This window comes from Nonomuraea sp. NPDC049141, assembly GCF_040648415.1.
In the GTDB taxonomy this organism is placed as follows: domain Bacteria; phylum Actinomycetota; class Actinomycetes; order Streptosporangiales; family Streptosporangiaceae; genus Nonomuraea.
The window spans coordinates 182,912-202,879 of sequence record NZ_JBEZDR010000026.1; the positions used below are offsets into that span (position 1 = coordinate 182,912).

At 68.9% G+C, this 19,968-nt stretch carries 17 protein-coding genes and 1 tRNA gene; 12 read left to right on the top strand and 6 right to left on the bottom strand.

The genetic code is table 11. From position 1 onward, the window contains the following. Together AB0B91_RS52325 and proS are read right to left on the bottom strand one after the other, a co-directional pair. Window positions 1-1,165, bottom strand: a 1,165-nt coding sequence (locus AB0B91_RS52325; RefSeq protein WP_358338356.1) for an IS481 family transposase, incomplete at its 3' end; no start/stop codon positions are given. Window positions 1,166-1,593: 428 nt separating this feature from the next. Next, window positions 1,594-3,036, bottom strand: a complete 1,443-nt coding sequence (gene proS, locus AB0B91_RS52330) for a proline--tRNA ligase (protein WP_358338279.1) — start codon at window positions 3,034-3,036, stop codon at window positions 1,594-1,596. Between the two features lie 441 nt (window positions 3,037-3,477). On the opposite strand from proS, the gene AB0B91_RS52335 reads away from it, so the two are divergent. After that, a tRNA-OTHER gene (locus AB0B91_RS52335) sits at window positions 3,478-3,563 on the top strand. Between the two features lie 266 nt (window positions 3,564-3,829). Here the strand turns inward: AB0B91_RS52335 and AB0B91_RS52340 are convergent. Then, complete coding sequence (locus AB0B91_RS52340; protein WP_358338282.1) at window positions 3,830-4,774, bottom strand: TauD/TfdA family dioxygenase; 945 nt, start codon at window positions 4,772-4,774, stop codon at window positions 3,830-3,832. Window position 4,775: 1 nt separating this feature from the next. Then, on the bottom strand, window positions 4,776-6,341 hold the full coding sequence (locus AB0B91_RS52345; protein WP_358338285.1) for a tryptophan halogenase family protein: 1,566 nt from the start codon (window positions 6,339-6,341) through the stop codon (window positions 4,776-4,778). Between the two features lie 471 nt (window positions 6,342-6,812). Between AB0B91_RS52345 and AB0B91_RS52350 the strand changes: the two genes are divergently transcribed. Next, entirely contained in the window at window positions 6,813-8,162 is a 1,350-nt protein-coding gene (locus AB0B91_RS52350; RefSeq protein WP_358338288.1) for a PLP-dependent aminotransferase family protein, read from the top strand. Next, window positions 8,159-9,244, top strand: a complete 1,086-nt coding sequence (locus AB0B91_RS52355; protein ID WP_358338291.1) for a prephenate dehydrogenase — start codon at window positions 8,159-8,161, stop codon at window positions 9,242-9,244. The genes AB0B91_RS52350 and AB0B91_RS52355 overlap by 4 nt, the downstream gene beginning before the upstream one ends. Before the next feature lie 59 nt (window positions 9,245-9,303). Here AB0B91_RS52355 and AB0B91_RS52360 read toward each other — a convergent pair whose 3' ends face one another. After that, window positions 9,304-10,074 (bottom strand): AfsR/SARP family transcriptional regulator, encoded by a 771-nt coding sequence (locus tag AB0B91_RS52360; protein WP_358338294.1) that lies wholly within the window; start codon window positions 10,072-10,074, stop codon window positions 9,304-9,306. 300 nt (window positions 10,075-10,374) lie between these two features. Here AB0B91_RS52360 and dpgA point away from each other — a divergent pair, with 300 nt between their 5' ends. Genes dpgA through AB0B91_RS52405 form a run of 9 tightly spaced genes read left to right on the top strand, consistent with a single transcriptional unit; the run spans window position 10,375 to window position 19,361 of the window. Then, complete coding sequence (gene dpgA / locus AB0B91_RS52365; protein WP_358338297.1) at window positions 10,375-11,448, top strand: 3,5-dihydroxyphenylacetyl-CoA synthase DpgA; 1,074 nt, start codon at window positions 10,375-10,377, stop codon at window positions 11,446-11,448. Next, entirely contained in the window at window positions 11,445-12,110 is a 666-nt protein-coding gene (gene dpgB, locus AB0B91_RS52370) for an enoyl-CoA-hydratase DpgB (RefSeq protein ID WP_358338300.1), read from the top strand. Before dpgA ends, dpgB begins: the two co-directional genes overlap by 4 nt. After that, window positions 12,107-13,450: a (3,5-dihydroxyphenyl)acetyl-CoA 1,2-dioxygenase DpgC gene (dpgC, locus tag AB0B91_RS52375; protein WP_358338303.1), complete on the top strand. Its 1,344-nt coding sequence runs from the start codon at window positions 12,107-12,109 to the stop codon at window positions 13,448-13,450. Before dpgB ends, dpgC begins: the two co-directional genes overlap by 4 nt. After that, entirely contained in the window at window positions 13,447-14,241 is a 795-nt protein-coding gene (gene dpgD / locus AB0B91_RS52380; RefSeq protein WP_358338306.1) for an enoyl-CoA-hydratase DpgD, read from the top strand. Before dpgC ends, dpgD begins: the two co-directional genes overlap by 4 nt. A gap of 35 nt (window positions 14,242-14,276) precedes the next feature. Next, window positions 14,277-15,860 carry an MBL fold metallo-hydrolase gene (locus AB0B91_RS52385; RefSeq protein WP_358338308.1) on the top strand — a complete coding sequence of 528 codons (1,584 nt, stop codon included), beginning with the start codon at window positions 14,277-14,279 and terminating at the stop codon, window positions 15,858-15,860. Window positions 15,861-15,888: 28 nt separating this feature from the next. Continuing rightward, window positions 15,889-16,110: an MbtH family NRPS accessory protein gene (locus AB0B91_RS52390; RefSeq protein ID WP_358338311.1), complete on the top strand. Its 222-nt coding sequence runs from the start codon at window positions 15,889-15,891 to the stop codon at window positions 16,108-16,110. A 1-nt stretch (window position 16,111) separates the two neighbouring features. Then, window positions 16,112-16,915 carry an alpha/beta fold hydrolase gene (locus AB0B91_RS52395; protein WP_358338314.1) on the top strand — a complete coding sequence of 268 codons (804 nt, stop codon included), beginning with the start codon at window positions 16,112-16,114 and terminating at the stop codon, window positions 16,913-16,915. Window positions 16,916-16,918: 3 nt separating this feature from the next. Further along, window positions 16,919-18,037 (top strand): capreomycidine synthase, encoded by a 1,119-nt coding sequence (vioD, locus tag AB0B91_RS52400; protein WP_358338317.1) that lies wholly within the window; start codon window positions 16,919-16,921, stop codon window positions 18,035-18,037. A gap of 10 nt (window positions 18,038-18,047) precedes the next feature. After that, complete coding sequence (locus AB0B91_RS52405) at window positions 18,048-19,361, top strand: cation:proton antiporter (RefSeq protein WP_358338320.1); 1,314 nt, start codon at window positions 18,048-18,050, stop codon at window positions 19,359-19,361. Window positions 19,362-19,368: 7 nt separating this feature from the next. Here AB0B91_RS52405 and AB0B91_RS52410 read toward each other — a convergent pair whose 3' ends face one another. Beyond that, window positions 19,369-19,944: a flavin reductase family protein gene (locus AB0B91_RS52410; protein WP_358338323.1), complete on the bottom strand. Its 576-nt coding sequence runs from the start codon at window positions 19,942-19,944 to the stop codon at window positions 19,369-19,371. Window positions 19,945-19,968: the final 24 nt, after the last annotated feature.

Here is a 19,968-nt window from a genome sequence, read left to right on the forward strand (position 1 = left end):
CGGGCCGTCCGGGCCGTCCGGGCCGTCCGGGCCGTCCGGGCCGTCCGGGCCGTCCGGGCCGTCCGGGCCGTCCGGGCCGTCCGGGCCGTCCGGGCTGGGCGGACTGATGGGCGGCGGCAGGGGCCGGGGAATCGGCGGGCATCGGAGTAGGGCAGGCCGCAGGAGCGGCTTCAGGAGCGGGAGCGGGCATCGTGGTCAGGCTGGCCGGCAGGTGCAGCGGTAGTTCCTGCTCGGCCCGGCGCTGGCCGTCGCCGCGCTCGGTGAAGAAGCGGTCGGCGGGGAAGGCCATGTCCAGCGCCTGGTGCGGGCGGGCGGTGTTGTAATGCTTGGCGAACGCGTCCACCTCACTTTGAGCGGCCTCGAGCGAGGCGAACGGCAGCGCCTCGGCCAGCAGTTCGCGGCGCACGCTCTGATGGAAGCGTTCGATCTTCCCGGTGGTGGTCGGAGTGCGCGGCGGGGTGTGACGCAGCTTGATGCCGTTCTCCCGGCAGACCCGCTCGAACAGCACCTCGCCCGCCTTCGGTCCGCCGAACCGGCCGGTGAACTGCTTGCCGTTGTCGGTCAGCACCTCCAGCGGCACCCCATAGGCGCGCATCGCCGCGGCGAACGCGGCGCACACCATCCGCCCGGTCGACCGCGCCACCACCGAGGCGATCACGCAGAACCGGGAATGATCGTCCACACCGGTGATCAGCTTGGCCTCGCTGCCGTCGGCCAGCAGCAGCCCGCCCATGATGTCCATCTGCCACAACTGCATCGGCTCGGGCCGCTCCCAGCGCCGGTAATCCTCGCGCTTACGCCGCCGCGCCACCGCCTCGATCAGGCTGTTGCGCACCAGTACCCGGTAGATGCTCGCCCGGGACGGCAACGGCTCCACCCCGCGCCGCCCCAGCTCCCACAACAGGGTTCGCGGTCCCCACCGCGGATGAGCGCGCCGCAGCTCACAGATCAACGCCTCGACAGCGGCCGGGGTCTGCATCGGGTGCGCCTTCGGCGCATGCGACCGGTCAGCCAGCGCGGCCAGGCCGCCGTCCCGATACCGGCGCACCCAGGCATGCACCGACTGCCGCGAGATCCCATACCGGCCGGCCACGTCGGTGACCTTCGCCCCCGACAACACCTCGATCACCGCGTGATAGCGCTGCTCCACGACGCTCCACTCCACCAATGCCACCTGAGCCTCCCCCGAAGCGTCGATAACGCCACGAGCAGGCACAGAAGACGATCAAGGTGTCAAGCATCAAGCGAGGCCAGAGTGTCAACCATCAAGCGAGACAGGACACCGGCCATACGCCGATCACTGCCGAATTGTTCTCATAGGGATCAAGGCGACGGCGCTCCGCGCCGCCGCCCGCCCGCCGTCCGGGCGTGCGGCGTGGGCGCCGGTCCCGAACGGCGGCGGGAATGCGGGCCGCCCGCCGTACACAGCGCCCGCCGCACCAAGCCTCACCCGCCGACCAGGGACGCGCCGCCGCCCAAATGCAGCACTACGATCGCCTGGCTGTGGCCAGCCAGCGTACGGGGTCGGGGGCGATCGCCGATCCGGGACTTCGTTCCTCAGCCCCGGCTCACGGAGCATCGTGGCAGCCGTGATCAGTAAGCCCGCCCAAAGATGACACGCTTGCCATACGCAGATGCTTCACCGCAATGCACGCACCATCCGGTTTCTGGAATACCGTCGAGCGGAATACAGCGCGGAGTTGCTGCGACCTTGGCCTTGATGTCGTCCTCACACGCGGGACTGCCGCAGTGCAACACCAACGCCCATCCCGACGCTACGGCCTTCGCGAAGGAGTCCCAGGTGTCCACTCTCATGGTGTGACTGTCGCGGTATTCGGTGGCCCGCTGCAGAAGGAAGGCTTGGAAATCCTCCAGTACGCCAGGAATGAGCTCCGGCGCGGAAGACAGCGAGATGCTTTGCTTGCCCTCATCGCCGAGCCTCTTGGCCATCACCACAGTGCCAGACTCAAGATCACGCGGACCGAGTTCCAGCCGGATAGGAGCGCCGCGCAGCTCCCATTCATTGAACCGGAACCCAGGCGAAAGCTGTGCGCGATCATCGACATGGGTACGAATACCGGCCGCTTTAAGTCGCCCCGCAAGCTCCAGCGCCGCCGCCGAGGTCTGCGCGCCCTGATCGCCACGTCCAATCGGCACGATTACCACTTGATAGGGGGCAAGTCGGGGCGGGAGAACCAAGCCCTTGTCATCGCCGTGGGTCATGATGACCCCGCCGATCATTCTCGTCGACATGCCCCACGAGGTGGTGTGACACAGTTCGAGACGACCAGCTTCGGAGGTGTACTGAATGTCGAAGGCCTTGGCGAAATTCGTGCCCATGTAGTGGGAGGTTCCAGCTTGGAGCGCCTTTCCGTCCCTCATCATGCCCTCGATGGTGAAGGTACGGACGGCGCCGGCGAATCGCTCCCCAGCTGTCTTCTCGCCAGGCACTACCGGGATCGCCGCGATGTCCCGCGCAACCTCTGTGTAGAGATCGAGCGCCAGCATCGTCTCACGCATCGCGTCCGCCTCGTCGGCGTGTGCTGTGTGACCCTCTTGCCAGAGGAATTCCGTCGTGCGCAGGAACATGCGGGGCCGCAATTCCCAGCGCACGACGTTGGCCCACTGATTCAGCAGGAGCGGAAGGTCGCGATGGGATGAGACCCACTTGGCCATCATCTCACCGATGATCGTCTCTGAGGTGGGCCGAACGACGAGCGGCTCTTCAAGCTCCTTACCGCCAGCGTGAGTGACAACGGCGAGCTCAGGCGAGAACCCCTCGACGTGATCGGCCTCTCGCCGGAGGTAGCTCTCTGGGATCAGCAGAGGGAAGTAAGCATTCTCATGACCGGTGTCCTTGATCCGGCGATCAAGTTCCGCCTGGATGAGTTCCCACAGGCGGTAACCGTACGGTCGGATGACCATGGTGCCCTTGGCTGGTCCCCTGTCAACGAGCTGCGCCTTGGCAACCAGCTCGTTGTACCAGGCCGAGAAGTCCTCATTCTGGGGAGTCACACCACGTTCATCACGTCCCATGCAGGGAGAATATCGCTCATGGCATGTCCTCGTGGCCCGTCAAGGACGGCCTCGCGACAGTGCCCTACGGGACGGGGGCGGATGACAGGCATAGGTTCTGTGACGCCCAATACATCAATCGCTACATCAACCTGGCCTAATACACGCTCATGAGTGCACACGGGCAACCGCATGGAGTGAATGCTCAGCTCCGATTCTCCTTCGGGCAGTAGGGGGCTCTCAGCGGTCGCGTACTGCAACCAGTACTGCAACAGAGGCACACGACCACTCACGTCCACGCCCTTGCAGCGCCGCTCAAGACGGGGTTGCAGACCTCTGATCGCGGCCGGGATGGTCCTGATAAGGAAGAGGTCCGTTAAAGACGGCGTGCCCGTCGCGTGCCCGATGGGACGGGAAATGAGGGGGAACAGCGGGGAGTCACGGGGAACGCGATCAGGGCGCGGAGCTGCGTCTTCGCAGGCCGAGCAAGATCGGCATGCGTCTTTGCAAGCAGGAAGTCAGGAGTTCGAATCTCCTAGGCTCCACCAGCAAAACACCCCGCCACTGATCATGTGACGGGGAGTTCGTGCGGCTGGTCACGCACTACTGGGCCAACGATTGTTTCCGCCGACCGACGGCGATCTGGTGGAGCGGGCTCACCTGCTGGAGGGCGTCTCCGGCGTGCCGGTCCACGGCAAGCTCGATTTGAGCGGGCCCCTTGAACCGCTTGGGAGCCGCGCGAGAACTAGCCCGGTAGTGAGCTGGTGGTGGTCGACGCGGCCCATGCGCGTTTCCAGCCGTCGAACGGAAACGGTCAGGTCATGGCCAGCAGGATGCGGCGCGACCCCTTGTACGCGGTGCGGCTGTGGGCCAGCCGGACGTTGTCGAGGATCAGCAGGTCCCCGGGCACCCAGTCGAAGCTCACCGCGCTCTCCCAGCCCGCCCGCCGGATGTCGTCCAGGTCCTCGACCTGGAGCGCGGACCCGTCGCCGTAGTGGCACGAGCTGGGCAGCTCGTCCTCCCCGACCAGGCTGAGCAGCTCTTCACCCAGCCCGGGACCCGCGCCCGACCAGTGCCACTGGTCGGCCTGGTTGAACCACACCTCCTGGCCCAGCTCGGGATGGACCACCGTGGCGGGCCGGACCTGGCGGGTGTGCAGGGCGCCCCGGGCGGTCCAGGAGAAGTCCACCTCGAAGGCTCGCAGATGATCCTCGACGACCGCGCGGTCCTCGGTCTCGTACGTGCTCTGCCACGACCTGCCCAGACCGGAGCCGCTGTGGAGCCGCTGCTGGTACAGCAGCCCCTTGTCGGTGAAGCGCCGACGCACCTCGGCCGGTATGCGGCGCAGGATCTCCCGGCTGTCGGCGATCGGGGTCTGCCCGCCGCTCTCCGGCGCCACCACGCAGTGGAAGAACAGCAGGCTCGGCCACCGGCCGGCGTAGGACAGCTCGTTGTGCAGGGAGATGTCCAGCTCGGCCGGGTATTCGGTCGAGGTGTAGACGTTGGCGCCGGACACCTTCTCCCGCGGGGAGTTCCCGTGCACGTAGTTCAGGAGACGGCTCTCCGTCGCCGCCACCGCCGCGGCGAACACCTCCGGAGAGGCGGCGTCGAAGCCGCGCAGAAGCACGGCACCGTGCTCGGCGAGCCGGTCACCGAGCCAGGCCCGATGCCCGGCCACGAACTCGGCCAGGTCGGTGGGGGTGTCGGGTTCGACACGGAGCGGGAACCCGCGGTCGGCGTCGAGCAACGTCGTCTTCATGTCACTTCCCGTGCAACCGGCGCAGGTAGTCGTACGTGGTGGGCAGGGACTCCAGCAGCTCCCGCTGCCGTTCCTTGATCCCGGCGAAGATCGGCTCCGCGCTGGCCAGCATGTCGGGACGGTGGGCGAGCACCGATGGCGCGCGGTCGGGGTCGAAGCCGAGGCCGGCGAAGATGCAGTAGTAGTTGCTGTTGTTCCAGAAGTTCCGGAACTCCGCCTCGAAGTTGCTGTAGTAGGTGTTCTCGTCGGTCACCGGCATGTTGACCGCGAGTCCCGCCCGGTACATCGCGATCTTCTCGGTGATGTCCGGCGACAGCGCGAGCTGCTTGTTCGCCTTCCAGAACGGCGTGTCGTCGCGCGGCGAGAAGGAGAAGTGGGCCTGGATGAAGTCCCGCGAGTCGTCGAACATGATCTCGATCTCGCGGTTGAACCGGTCGAGCAGCACCGGGTCGAAGTTCTTGTCGGGGAAGTGCTTGGCGAGCTGGTAGATGGCGGCCGTGATGAAGTAGATGCCGGTCGACTCCAGCGGCTCCAGGAAGCACGACGACAGACCGATGCTCACGCAGTTGCGTACCCAGGCGCGGCGGTTGCGGCCGACGCGGAAGCGTACGTGGTTGAGCGGCACCTTCTCGGGGTCGAGGTTCCAGAGGTCGCAGAACTCCTGGGTCGCCTCGTCCTGGCCGGCGAAGCGGCTGGAGTAGACGTAGCCGCTGCCGAACCTGCCGAGCATCGGGATCTTCCACGTCCACCCGGACGACATCGCGATCGACGAGGTGAAGGGCTCCACGCCCAGCTCTTCGTCGTCGTTGGGCACCTGGGTGGCCACGGCGCGGTCGTTGAGCAGGAAATCGCTCATGTCGAGGAACGGCTCGCGCATCGCCTGGTTGATCAGCAGGCCGCGGAATCCCGAGCAGTCGACGAACAGGTCCCCTTCGAGGGTGAGCCCTCCCTTGGTCCGGAGGCCGGTGATGTAACCGCGCTCGTCGAGGAGCACGTCGGTCATCTCGTCCTCGACGTGCTGCACGCCCTGCTTCTTCACCGCGAAGCCGCGCAGATAGGCGGCCACCAGGTTGGCGTCGAAGTGCCAGGCGTAGTTCGTCCACTGCTCGCCGTCGAGGGTGCGCGGGGCCAGCATGGCGTCGAGGACCGGGGGCTCGCGGTAACACGCGTACGCGAACGGCTCGTCGGTCTCGCCGGCCAGCTTCTTGGCCGCCCAGTACTGCGACAGCGGCAGCTGCTGATGGTTGGGCAGCAGCCCGAACAGGTGGTAGAAGTGGTCGCTGCCGCCGTCGAAGGCGCGCGGCTGAGCCGAGCCCCGGCCGCCGGTGCGCCAGTTGACGAACTTGATGCCCATCTTGTAACTGGCGTTGCACTCGCGCATCCACTCCTCCTCGGGCACGCCGAGGAAGTCGAAGAGCACGCGCTGCAGGTTCGGCACGGTCGCCTCACCCACGCCGATGCGGGGGATGGACGGCGCCTCCAGCACCGTGACGGTCACGTCGCCACCCAGCGCCTTGCCCAGGTAGGACGCGGTCATCCAGCCCGCCGTGCCTCCTCCGAGGATCACGACATTCCTGATCCGATTATCCATCGTGACAGGCCCTTTCATTGCGGGACGGGCATGACCGTTCAGGGCGTTCAAAATCCCGGAACGGGAACCTAATCCAGCTCTCACCCGGCCGTCAACAATGGATATCAGACAATTCAGGGAGCGGACTTCGACCGGTTCGATAGCGACGATAGATAATGCGCCGTCGGGGCGCAAGATGCGGAATGCCGGCGATGGCGGCGGATCGAGCCAGGGCTCTGAACAGGTGCTGGGAGCTGAAACGGTGGCCGGTAGCGGGTTAATGACCCGCCTCCGAAGCGCCAATGGTGTTTCAGTGGAGGCCCGCTGACGCCCGGGCTCCGGCTCTTGTCCGGAGCCGTCGGCGCGTGTGACCATGCTGAAACACGACCGCCAGAAAAAAGGCATCCAGCGAAAAATTCGTGACCGATATTCCGCGCTGAACGGACGGACGTTATGCGGGACGAGACAATGAATTCGGGGACGCCCGCCGGCGCGTCCTCGCTCGCCTTGTCCGGAGGTGGGACGGACCTCCGGAGGGAGGACCTGCACCCCAGCGTGTCGGACCCGGTCATGGACACGATGAACTTCCTCAACGAGATCACCCTCCGCTATCCGGAGGCCATCTCGTTCGCGCCGGGCCGACCGTACGACGGGCTCTTCGACGTCGAGCAGATCTTCTCCTACGTCCGCCGCTACCTCGATCACCTGGCCCAGCAGGGCGAGTCGCCGGCCCGCATCCGCGAAGCGCTGTTCCAGTACGGCCCGACCGCCGGACGGATCCGCGAGCTGATCGCCGGTTCCCTGCGCGCGGATGAGGGCATCGACGTGCCGGCCGAGTCGATCGTGGTGACGGTCGGCTGCCAGGAGGCCATGTTCCTGACGTTGCGCGTGCTGTTCTCCCGGCCCGAGGACGTCCTGCTGGTCTCCAGCCCGTCCTACGTGGGGATCACCGGCGCGGCCCGGCTGCTCGGCATCGAGCCGGTCGGCGTGAACGAGCACGAGGGCGGCCTGTCGTGTGCCGACGTCGAGGCGGCGGTCGCGGTGGAGCTGGCCGCCGGGCACCGGCCGCGGGCGATCTACGTGACGCCGGACCACTCGAACCCTTCAGGCGTGACCATGCCGCTGCGGACCCGGCACGAGCTGCTCGACCTGGCCGCCCGCCATGATCTGCTGATCCTGGAGGACAGCCCGTACCGGCTGGTGAGCCAGGCAATCCGGCTGCCGACCCTGAAGTCGCTCGACCGGGGGCGCCGGGTGGTGCACCTGGGGTCGTACTCCAAGACCGTCTTTCCCGGGGCCAGGGTCGGGTTCGCCGTGGCGGACCAGACGGTCGTGGACGCCGCGGGCCGCTCCGGGTTCCTGGCGGACGAGCTGGCCAAGGTCAAGAGCATGGTGACGGTGAACACCTCGCCGCTGGGCCAGGCCGCCGTCGCGGGTGCGCTGCTGGAGTCGGCGGGCCGGATCTCCGACCTCAACAACGAGACGGCGAAGTACTACGACGACACGTTGCGGACCACGCTGCGCTGCCTGGACCGGATCCTGCCGCCCGCTCGCCGGGCCAGGCTCGGGGTCGGCTGGAACCGGCCGAGCGGGGGATTCTTCCTGACGGTGAAGGTGCCCTTCCGCGTCGACAACGCGGCGCTGGCCAGGTCCGCGCAGGACTTCGGGGTCATCTGGACGCCGATGAGCTACTTCTATCCCCAGGGCGGCGGCGAGCGGGGCATCCGGCTGTCGACCAGCTACCTGACCCACGACGAGATCGAGTCGGGCATCGAGCGGCTGGCCGCGTTCATCGCCTCGGCGAGTGAGGCCTCGTGAGGACGGCGGCGGTGGTGGGCACCGGGCTGATCGGGACCTCGGTGGCGCTGGCCCTGAGTCGTCGCGGGGTGGCCGTGCATCTGAGCGACGCCGACGAGCAGGCGGCAAGAACAGCCGCCTCGCTCGGTGCCGGCACGCTGAGCCCGCCGGCCGGGCCCGTGGACCTGGCGGTGCTGGCCATGCCCCCGGCGCACATGGGGCGGGAGCTGGCCAGATGGCAGCGGCAAGGGCTCGCCCGCGCGTACACCGACGTGGCGAGCGTCAAGGCGCGCCCGCAGCGCGAGATCACCGGCGCCGGCGGCGACCTGGCCAGATACGTGGGCGGGCATCCGATGGCGGGCGGGGAACGGTCCGGGCCGCTGGCCGGCCGGGTCGATCTGTTCGAACGGCGGTACTGGATCCTCACGCCGTCCGCGGACACCGAGCAGGACGTGCTCAACACGGCGCTGGAGCTGGTCTCGCTCTGCGGGGGAGTGCCCGTAGTGATGGGGATGGCCGACCACGACCGGGCGGTGGCGCTGGCCTCGCACGCGCCCCATGTCGTGGCGGCGCTGATGGCCGGTCTGCTGGAGGACGTCACCGAGGACGCGGTGCGGATCTGTGGCCAGGGGCTCAGGGACGTCACTCGGATCGCCGGCGGCGACCCGGAGCTCTGGGCCGACATCCTCGACGCCAACGCGGACGCGGTGGCGGACGTGCTGCAACTGTACGCGGGTGATCTGGCGCGAACCATCACCGCGCTGCGCGGGTTGTCCGGCGCCGATCCGGTGGATCGGCGCCGGGGGGCGGTCGAGCTGGAGTCGGTCCTGCGGCGCGGTACGCGGGGTCACGCCCGGATTCCCCACAAGCACCACGGCCCGGAGCCCAGCTACGCGGAGGTCGACGTCGTCATCTCCGACGAGCCCGGCGCGCTGGCCAGGGTGCTGGCCTCGGCGGGAGACGTCGAGGTCAACATCGAGGACGTACGCATCGAGCACACGCTGGACGAGCCGAGCGGGAGGGTCCGACTGCTGGTCACTCAGGCGTCGGCGAACCTGCTCGCCCAGCGGCTCAACGCGGACGGTTGGGAGGTACGGACATGAACGCTGCGCTCGCCCGGAACTCACGAGGTACGGACATCAACGCTGCGCTCACCCGGCACTCACTGGGTGCACGGGATCAGGGTGACCTCCATGGCGGGAGCTCGTTCGAGGATCGCCATCTGGAGGTGCCTGAGCTCGGCCCCCGGCTCGATGCCGAGGTCGTCGCGGAGCTTTCGCCGGATGATCTCGTAGTCCTGCAGGGCCTCGGCCTGGCGGCCGGAGCGGTACAGGGCGAGCATGAGCTGCGCGGTGAAGACCTCGTGGAACGGGTACTCGGTGACGATCTTGTGGAGGTCGGGGATCATCCGCCGGTGGTTGCCGAGCTCGAGTTCGAGGCTGGCGAGCTCCTCATAGGCCGCGATGCGTTCGTTCTCCAGCAGGGCGGCCTCCCGCCGCAGCAACTCACCCGGCACCCCGGCCAGGGCGCTGCCCCGCCAGATGGACAGGCCGTTACGGAGAGCCGTCACCGAGCCGGTCTTGTCGCCCTGCCTGGCGTGCTCGCCCGCCTCGGCCATCCGGTCGTGGAACAAGCGGAGGTCGAGAACGCAGGAGCCGAGCTCGATCGTATAACCCGAGGTGCTGTTCCGCAGGTTGACCTGGGGCAGCGGACTGAGGAGCTGCCGGAGGCGATACACGTACGACTGCAGTGTGGTCTGCGCCGCTGTCGGCGGCCGGCCGTCCCACACGTGATCGATCAAACTCTCGCTTGACACTTCGTTGTCGGCTTCAAGGAGTAACGCGGAAAGAACAATCTTCTGTTTTGGCGCTGTGATGTGAATCCTGCCCCCAGGGTGCTTGACGTCGAGAGATCCCAGAATAGAGAAGCTCATGCCTGTCCCCCATCATGATCAATGCTGACGCAATTGCCGATCCTAGTTCTGTCCGACAATTCACGTCAACGGACAGAACAGTTTGACGATAAGTCAAACCTCCTGATGAGAGCCCGTCCTCGGCCTGGGGAAGCCGGTCGTGGAACGTATTAACCGCACGGAAATAAATACCCTCTCGTGCCTGAAAGTCCGATGCCACCGAAAGCGATTCGGGAAAAGGTGAGCCCCATTGGTACTTGAATTAGCAGAATGGCAGAGCACCCCGCGGAGTAAGACCCGCATGTGGGGGTGGACCTACCGATGACCACCGTCCTCACCATGCCTCAGGCCCGTATCGCCGGCGTCGGCACCGCGGTGTCCCCCGATGCCTACTCGCAGGAAGAGGTGCTCGACGCCTTCGCGATCACGGATCCCCGGATCCGCTCGCTCTTCCTCAACAGCGCGATCCAGCGGCGTCACCTCACCCTGCCTCCGCTCGGCGCCGACGGCCGCCGGGTGCAGGAGTCGCAGGGCGAACTGCTGAGCAAGCACAAGACCATGGCCGTCGCCATGGGGGCCCGCGCCCTGCAGGCGTGCCTGAAGAACATCGGCGCCGACATCTCCGACGTACGGCATCTGTGCTGCGTGACCTCGACCGGTTTCCTGACGCCCGGCCTGAGCGCGCTGCTCATCAACGAGCTCGGCCTGGACCAGCACTGCAGCCGCTCCGACATCGTGGGCATGGGGTGCAACGCCGGGCTCAACGCGCTCAACGTGGCGACCGGCTGGTCGATGGCCCACCCGGACGAGCTGGCCATCGTGCTCTGCGCGGAGGCGTGCTCGGCGGCGTACGTCTTCGACTCGACCATGCGCACGGCGGTGGTCAACAGCCTGTTCGGCGACGGCGCCGCGGCGGTCGCGCTGCGCTCCGAGCCCTCGGAGAACACCGTGCCCGGCCCGCGGATCCTCGGCTTCGCCAGCCGCATCATCACCGAAGCGCTGGACGCCATGCGTTACGAGTGGGACGAGAACGCGGGCAAGTTCAGCTTCTTCCTGGACCCGGACATCCCCTACGTGGTCGGCATGAACGCGGAGGAAGTCGTCGACCGGCTGCTCCGCGCCGCCGGCCTGCGACGCAGCGACGTCCGGCACTGGCTCGTGCACTCCGGCGGCAAGAAGGTCATCGACGCGGTGACCGTCAATCTCGGACTGACGCGGTACGACGTACGGCACACCACGGGAGTACTGCGTGACTACGGAAACGTGTCCAGCGCGTCCTTCCTGTTCTCTTACGAAAGGCTGCAGGAGGAGAGAGTGGCGGAAACAGGCGACTACGGCGTCCTGATGACCATGGGCCCCGGCTCCACCATCGAGACGGCGCTGGTCCAGTGGTGACCGGCGACGCGCTCTCCATCAGGATCGACGGCGCCCTGCCGGTGTCCCCGGAGTCGATCGGCAAGCTGAGAGAGCTCTGTGACAGGGCCGACGACCACGAGGGCGGGCGGCCCGTCGTCGTCCACGTCTCCGGGACCCCCGCGCACCCCCGCGCGGAAGGACTGACGGTCGCGCTGGTGAACAAGTGGGAGCAGGCGCTGCGCCGGCTGGAACGCCTGGCGGCGCCCACCGTCGCACTCGCTTCGGGCGACTGCGGCGGCCGGGCCTTCGAGGCGCTGCTGGCCACCGACTACCGCATCGCCACCCCGCACACCCGCTTTCTGATGCCGCTCCAGGCGGGGGCGGCCTGGCCGGGCATGGGGACCTTCCGGATGGCGCAGCAGGCGGGAGCGGCCGGAGCGCGCCGGAGCGTGCTGTTCGGGATGCCCATCACCACGGCCGAGGCACTGTCGCTGCACCTCATCGACGAGATCGTGGCCGACCCGGACGCGGCGCGGGCTCGTACGGCCGAGCTGGCGGACGTGGTGTCCGGCCAGGAGCTGGCCATCCGCCGCCAGCTCCTGCTCAACGCGGAGACGATGAGCTTCGAGGACGCGCTCGGCACCCACCTGGCGGCCTGCGACCGCGTGCTGCGCCGGGCCGCCGCCGAGGTGGCGCCATGACTGCGGGCACCATGCGGGCACCGCTGCCGGCGGACAGTACGCAGCCGCCGTCGGCGGACAGCATGCGGGCGCCGTTGCCGGCGGCCCGGACGGCGCTGGCCGCGGCGGCGGCCCGGGCCGCGGCCGCGCTGGCAGCGCTTCCCGACCCGGGCGAGCGCTCCGGCGAGCAGCGCGGCGCGGCGGCGGAGGCCAAGGCGGCCGCCCGGCGGGAGCGTGCCGCGTTCCTGGAGACGCACGTGGAGGCGGTATACGCCGAGCTCACCGCGGATCGCACCGCGTGGCCGCGCCTGGCCGAGCTGGTCGAGGCCGCGGCGGCCGCCTTCCCTGGGCTGGTGCCCACGCCGGAGCAGCTGATCGCGGAGCGGGCCCGCCCGCAGGCGGAGAAGGAGGGGCACGAGATCGACCAGGGCCTCTTCCTGCGTGCCGTCCTGCGCTCGCCTGTCGCCGGGGCACACCTGATGGAGGCGATGCTTCGGCCGACGGAGCGCGCGCTGCGGCTCCTCCCCGAGTTCACCGGCACCGGCCTGGTGGAGCTCGGCTCGGTGCGGGTGGAACGCCGTGACGGCGCCGCGTACCTGACCATGACCGGCGCGGACTGCCTGAACGCCGAGGACGACGGCCAGGTCGACGACATGGAGACCGCCGTCGACCTGGCGCTGCTGGACCCCGCCGTACGCGTCGGGGTGCTGCGGGGCGGCGAGATGAACCACCCCCGCTACCGAGGCCGGCGGGTGTTCAGCGCCGGCATCAACCTCAAGAAGCTGCACGCGGGCGACATCTCGCTGGTGGACTTCCTGCTGCGCAGGGAGCTCGGCTACATCAACAAGCTGGTGCGGGGCACGGCCGGCCACGAAAAGCCCTGGGTGGCCGTGGTGGACGGGTTCGCCATCGGCGGCGGAGCCCAGCTGCTGCTCGTGTTCGACCAGGTCATCGCCGCGTCCGACGCCTACGTGAGCCTGCCCGCCGCGCAGGAGGGCATCATCCCGGGCGCGGCCAATCTGCGGCTGTCGCGGGCGATGGGGCCGCGCCTGGCCCGCCAGGTCATCCTGCACGGACGGCGGGTATGGGCGACCGAACCCGCCGCCGCGTTCCTCATCGACGAGGTGGCCGAGCCCGGCGACCTCGACGCCGTGATCGCCGGCGCGGTGGACCGGCTCAGCGGGCCGGCCGTCGTGCCGAACCGGCACATGCTGAACCTGGCGGAGGAGCCGCCGGACGCCTTCCGCCACTACCTGGCCGAGTTCGCGCTGTACCAGGCCGAGCGCCTGTACAGCGACGACGTGATCAGCAAGATCGGCCGGTTCCAGGCCGAGCGGAAGACCCGGGCGCGGGTGCCGTGAGCACCCGGGTGGCGTATGAGAAGAAGGACCACGTGGCCAGGGTCACGCTGGACCGGCCCGCCGTGCTGAACGCGATGGACCTGCGCATGCACGAGGAGCTGGCCGAGGTCTGGGACGACGTCGAGGCCGACGACGACGTGCGGGTCGCGGTGCTGACCGGCGCCGGGGACCGGGCCTTCTCCGTCGGGCAGGACCTGCGTGAGCGCGCCCGGCTGAGCGCGGCCGGCGCGCCGCCGACCACATTCGGCAGCCGGGGGCAGCCGGGCTGGCCCCGGCTGACCGAGCGGTTCGGCATGTCCAAGCCGGTCATCGCCCGCGTGCACGGCTACGCGCTGGGCGGCGGGTTCGAGTTGGCGCTGGCCTGCGACATCGTCGTCGCCTCCACCCAGGCGGTCTTCGCGCTGCCGGAGGTGCGGCTGGGGCTGGTGCCCGGCGCGGGCGGCGCGTTCCGGCTCGCCAGGCAACTGCCGCTCAAGACCGCCATGGGCCACCTGCTCACCGGCCGCCGCCTCACCGCCGACCGGGCGCTGCACCTCGGGCTGGTCAACGACGTCGTCCCCGCGGCCGAGCTGGACGCGTGCGTCGCCGGGTGGACCGACGACCTGGTCCGGGCCGCGCCGCTCTCCGTACGCGCGATCAAGGAGGCCGTGCACCGCTCGCTCGACATGCCGATCGAGCAGGCCTTCACCACCCCCTACACGTGGGAGACCCGCCGCATGCACAGCGACGACGCGCAGGAGGGCCCCCGAGCGTTCAACGAAAAACGTGAGCCAGTCTGGCGCGGCTCATGACACCGAAAGTACGCGCAACCTCAAAGGGAGCATTCATGGCCGACGAGCCACAGTATCTCCGCCCCAATGTCATCATCGAGCCGCTGGTGGACCGCTTCTACGCCTGGCTGCACACGGTGGCCCCGGTTCAGGCGTCGATGAATCTGGCCTTCCTGCAGGCCCCGTTGCTGGAGTCCTACCTGCAGTCGCCGCCCGTGCACGTGGCGGCCACCGCCAACCCGGAGTTACGCGGTGGCTACTTCGTCGGGATCCCCGAGGAGCGCGCGGACGAGGTCCGCGACCTGCTCAACACCATCAAGAAGGACAGCGCCGACATGTTCGCCTTCGCCGAGGCGATCGCGAAGGGCGAGGACATCGTGCGGCAAGGGGCGACCGGGTTCGACCTGACCCCCCTCTACGCCAAGTTGCCCGCGGAGCTGGCCGGCCTGGTGGAGATCGCCTATGACACCAGCAACCAGGCGTCCCTGCACTTCCTGGAGCCGCTGGTCTACAAGAGCAAGGCGTACATCGAGGACCGGCAGTCCGTCCAGCTGTCGATCGAGCCGGGCGTCGAGCGGCCGTTCATCCTGAGCACGCCGCGGCTGCCCGGCCCGGACGTGCTCGACCTGCGCATCCCCTTCCGCCATCAGGGGCTGGAGGAGCTCTTCTCCACCCGGCTGCGGCCCCGCAGCCTGAGCAGCCTGCGGGAGGCCCTGGAACTCGACGACGCCCAGGCCGCCCAGCTCGCCACGTTGCTGACCAGCGACTACAGCCAGGCTCCTGACCGGCACATCGAGGAAGGCGGCCGGATCCGCTACTTCGGGCACGCCTGCCTGGCGCTCCAGACGTCCGAGGCCACGGTGCTCACCGATCCGTTCATCAGCGCCGACACCAACGCGACGGACCGCTACACCTACCGTGACCTGCCCGACCACATCGATCTCGTGCTGATCACGCATGGCCACCAGGACCACATCGTCCTGGAGACGCTCATGCAGCTGCGGGGTCGGGTCGGCACGGTCGTGGTGCCACGATCCTCGCGCGGCAACCTCTGCGACCCCTCGCTCGGCCTCTACCTGGAGCATCTGGGCCTGCCGGTGCTGGAGGTGGACGAGTTCGACGAGATCCCATTCCCCGGCGGCAGGGTCGTCTCGACCCCGTTCCTGGGCGAGCACGCCGACCTCGACATCCGCAGCAAGTCCACGTACTGGATCGAGCTGGGCGGCAAGTCCGTCTTCGTCGGCGCCGACTCCTCGGGCGTCGACCCCACCCTCTACCGCTACATCTCCAGCCACCTCGGCACCGCGGACCTGGCCTTCCTCGGCATGGAGTGCGACGGCGCCCCGCTGACCTGGCTCTACCAGGCGCTGCTCACCAAGCCGGTGACGAAGCGGATGAGTGACTCGCGCAAGCTGTCGGGCTCCGACGCGGCCCAGGCCGGCGCGATCGTCAACGAGCTGGGCGCGAAAGAGGTCTACATCTACGCGATGGGGGAGGAGAGCTGGCTCGGCCACGTCATGGCCACCAGCTACAACGACGACTCCTACCAGCTCCAGCAGATCGAACAGTTCATGTCGTGGTGCAAGGAGCGCGACATCCGAGCCGGCCACCTGCTCAACCAGCACGAGTGGCGTTGGTAAACCCGTCAACCCCGTGAAGGAGACGACCATGCGTACCACCACCTTCGACTTCGAGAACCCCGAGGCCCGCTTCAAGGTGTTGATCAACCACGAGGAGCAGTACTCGCTGTGGCCCGGTGACCTGCCGGTCCCCGGCGGCTGGAACGAGACCGGCGTGCTCGCTCCCAAGGAGGAGTGCGACGCCTACATCGAGGAGAACTGGACCGACATGCGCCCGAAGAGCCTGCGTATATTGCTCGACGGGAAATAGCGTGCCCTACGTCTTCACCAATGGCATCCGGCTCACCTATGACAGGTGGGGCCAAGGGGAACGCGTACTGCTGATCATGGGTTCCGCCGCCGCGGGCCGGGTCTGGACGATGCACCAGACCCCGGCCCTCACCCGAGCCGGATACCAGGCCGTCACCTTCGACAACCGCGGCGTCCCGCCATCCGACGTGCCGCCGGGGAAGTATTCGATGGCTGACATGGTGGCCGACACCAAGGGCCTCATCGAGGCCCTTGGTGCGGCCCCGTGCCGCATCGTCGGTTTCTCGCTGGGCGGCCAGATCGCCCAGGAGCTGGCGATCCACCACCCCGAGCTGGTCAGGTGCGCGGTGTTCATCGCGACCACGGCACGCTCGGACACCATGCGCGCCGCGTACCGGCGGGCCTACCGGGCGCTGGCCGGCAGCGGCGTGGAGCTGCCCGGCGAGTACGAGGCGGCCATGACGGCCGCCCAGATGCTCTCGCCCGCCAGCCTGAACGATGACGCCGTCGTCTCGCTCTGGCTGGACGCCTTCCAGCACTCCTCCGGCAAGCAAGCGGCGCAGGGGCAGCTGTGGGCCGAGAACTCCGACGACCGGCGCGCGGCGCTGCGCGCCGTGGCCGCGCCCTGCCGGGTCATCGCGTTCTCCGACGACGTGGTCACCCCGCCGCACCTGTGCGCGGAGGTGGCGTCCGCGATCCCTGACTGCGACTACGTCGAGATCCAGGACGCGGGTCACTTCGGCTGCCTGGAGCAGCCGGACGAGGTCAACGAGGCGATCCTCGGATTCCTGAAACGAACGGACTGAGCCATGAGACTGCCCTCCGCGCCGCTCGAAGACTGGCTGCGTGACTACTACTTCACCGCCGAGATCGACATCAGCTCCAGCGGCGTGCACTCGTACTCGATGGGCGAGGTGCGCGCCATCACCGGGACGGGGCACGACGAGATCGACGCGCTGGTCCTCGACGACGGCTACTCGCTCGGCACGCCCGCGGTCCGGGCCGAGATAGCCCGCCGCTGGGGCGACGGCGACCCGGACAAGGTGATGACCAGCTGCGGGTCGGGCGAGGCCATCTCGCTGGTCATGATGTCGCTACTGCGGCCCGGCGACGAGGTGATCGTGGTCGCTCCCGGCTATCACCTGCTCGTCGACTACGTCGCCGCGCTCGGCTGTACGGCGCGCGAGTGGCGGCTGGAGGCCTCGCAGGGCTTCCGGCCGCCGCTGGACGACCTCGCCGGGCTGGTCAACGAGCGCACCAGGGCGATCGTGGTGAACTTCCCGCAGAACCCCACGGGCGTCACGGTCACCGACGACGACATGCGCGTCCTCGTCGAACGCGCCCGGGAGGTGGGCGCGTACGTGCTGTGGGACGCGGCCTTCGCCGAGCTCACCTACGACCGGGCCCCCCTCCCCGACATCTCCACCCGGTACGAGCGGGGCATCGGATTCGGCACCTTCTCCAAGGCGTTCGGCCTGCCCGGGCTCCGGTTCGGCTGGGCCTTGGGACCGGCGGAGGTGCTCAGGGACTGCATGCGGATCAAGGACTACACCACCCTGCACGTCTCGCCGCTGGTCGAGCTGCTGGCGCTGGGCGTCCTGCGCCACGCCGACGCGTTCGTGGAGCCGCGGCTGAAGCAGGCGAGCGTCAACCGGGAGATCGTCCGGGACTGGGCCGCCTCCGTACCGGAGCTGGTCTCGCTCACGCTGCCGGACGGCGGTGTGTCGGTTTTCCCCCGGTTGCTGGGGATGGCGGACACCGGGGACTTCTGCGAGGAGCTGTTCCAGCGGCACGGCGTCCTGGTGATCCCCGGCTCGTGCTTCGGCGGTCCCGGGCACATCCGGCTGGGGTTCGGCGGCTCCACCGATGAGCTCGTGACCGGGCTGGAAAGACTGACCACGGCGCTGACGGCCTGGCCGAGAGCTTGAGGGCCGTCGGATGATCCTCGCCCTCGGGCCCGTCCCGCCGATCACCGCCCACCAGTCGCTGCTGTTCCTGCTGCAGATCGGCCTGCTGCTCGGCACGGCCCTGCTGCTGGGGCGGCTGGCCACCCGCCTGTCCATGCCCGCCGTGGCCGGCGAGCTGTGCGCCGGCGTGCTGCTCGGCCCGTCGATCCTGGCGCAGGTGGCGCCGGGGATGGCGGCCTGGGTGTTCCCCGCCTCGCCCGAGCAACTGCACCTGGTAGACGGCGTGGGTCAGATCGGCGTGCTGCTGCTGGTCGGTCTGGCGGGAATGAGCATGGACGTGGGCCTGATCCGGCGCAAGGGCGTCGCCGCGGCCTGGGTGAGCGCCGGTGGCCTGCTGGTGCCGCTCGGTCTCGGCGTGGCGACCGGGTTCCTGCTGCCGGCCGTACTGCTGGCCGACGGCGCTCCCGGCGGACGTACGGTCTTCGCCTGGTTCCTCGGGGTCGCGATGTGCGTCAGCGCCATCCCCGTCATCGCCAAGACGCTGCTGGAGCTGCGGCTACTGCATCGCAATGTCGGCCAGCTGATCATCAGCGCGGCCGCCGTGGACGACTTCGTCGGGTGGCTCCTGCTGTCAGTGGTGGCCGCGATGGCCACCGGCGGCGTGGACCCGGCCACGGTCGCGCGGTCGACCGCGATGTTGCTGCTGGCCGCGCTGACCGCGGCCACCGTGGGGCGGCTGCTGGTGAACGGCGTGCTGCGGCTGTCAGCCCGCGTGGCCGAGCCCGGGGTGATGCTGGCGGCCGCGGTGGCCGTCATCGTCCTGTTCAGTGCGGCGGCCCAGGCGGCCGGTCTGGAGCCGATCGTCGGCGCGATGTTCGGCGGCGTCCTGATCGGCTCGTCGGGCTGGGTGGATCGGAAGAGACTGGCGCCGCTGCGTACGTTCGTCGTCGCGGTGCTGGCCCCGATCTTCTTCGCCACCGCGGGCCTGCGGATGGACCTCACCGCGCTGGCCGACCCCGGCGTGCTGCTCGCCGCGCTCGCCGTTCTGGCGGTCGCCGTGATCGGCAAGTTCGCCGGAGTGTACGGCGCCGCCCGGTTGGCCCGGCTCGGTCACTGGGAGTCGCTCGCCCTCGGGGCCGGGCTCAACGCGCGTGGCGTGATCGAGGTGGTCATCGCGATGACCGGCCTGCGGCTGGGCGTCCTCAGCCCGGCGATGTACACGATCGTGATCCTGGTAGCGGTGGCGACCTCGCTCATGGCGCCGCTGCTCCTGCGCTTCACCGTGCGCCGCATCCCCGTCACCGAGGAGGAGAACGCGCGGGAGGTGGCGATGGCCACCAGGTGAAGCGGTCTCATCGTTCCGCGACCGGTGGTAGTCCGTTCGCGCCGTTGGCCCGGTGCAGCTCCCTGGCCAACGGCGGCTGGGCGGCGGCACCGTGCCTGACATCGACGAACTCGCGGGAAAAGTAGACCAGCGGGGCGATGTCGCCAGGTGAGACGTGGACAGCGGTGACGACCCCGATCAGCAGGAAGTGGGTCGAACGCTCCATGATCCCGTCCACCTCGCACGCGAAGCAGGCGGCGGCGTCGAGCAGGATCGGCACACCGGAGGAGTCCTCGGACCACCTGCCATAGGTGAAGCGGTCGACGCCCTTGATGCCGGGAATCCGCCCGGCGAACGCCTCGGCGACGTCGCGCTGCCCGTCGCCGAGAATGCTGACCGAGAACGTTTTCAGCTCCGGGACGATGCCGCCCAACCGGGTCTGCCGGTTGACGCCGACCGCCAGGCTGGGCGGATCCACGGTGAGGGAGAAGACCGAGGTGGCGGTGATGCCGTAGGGCCGGCCCTCTGCCGAGCGCCCGGTGATGACGCTCACCCCGCTGACCAGCCTCTGCATTCCGAGTCGGAAACCGTCGACAGAGTCCATGACCTTCTCTCCGGACTTTCCGGC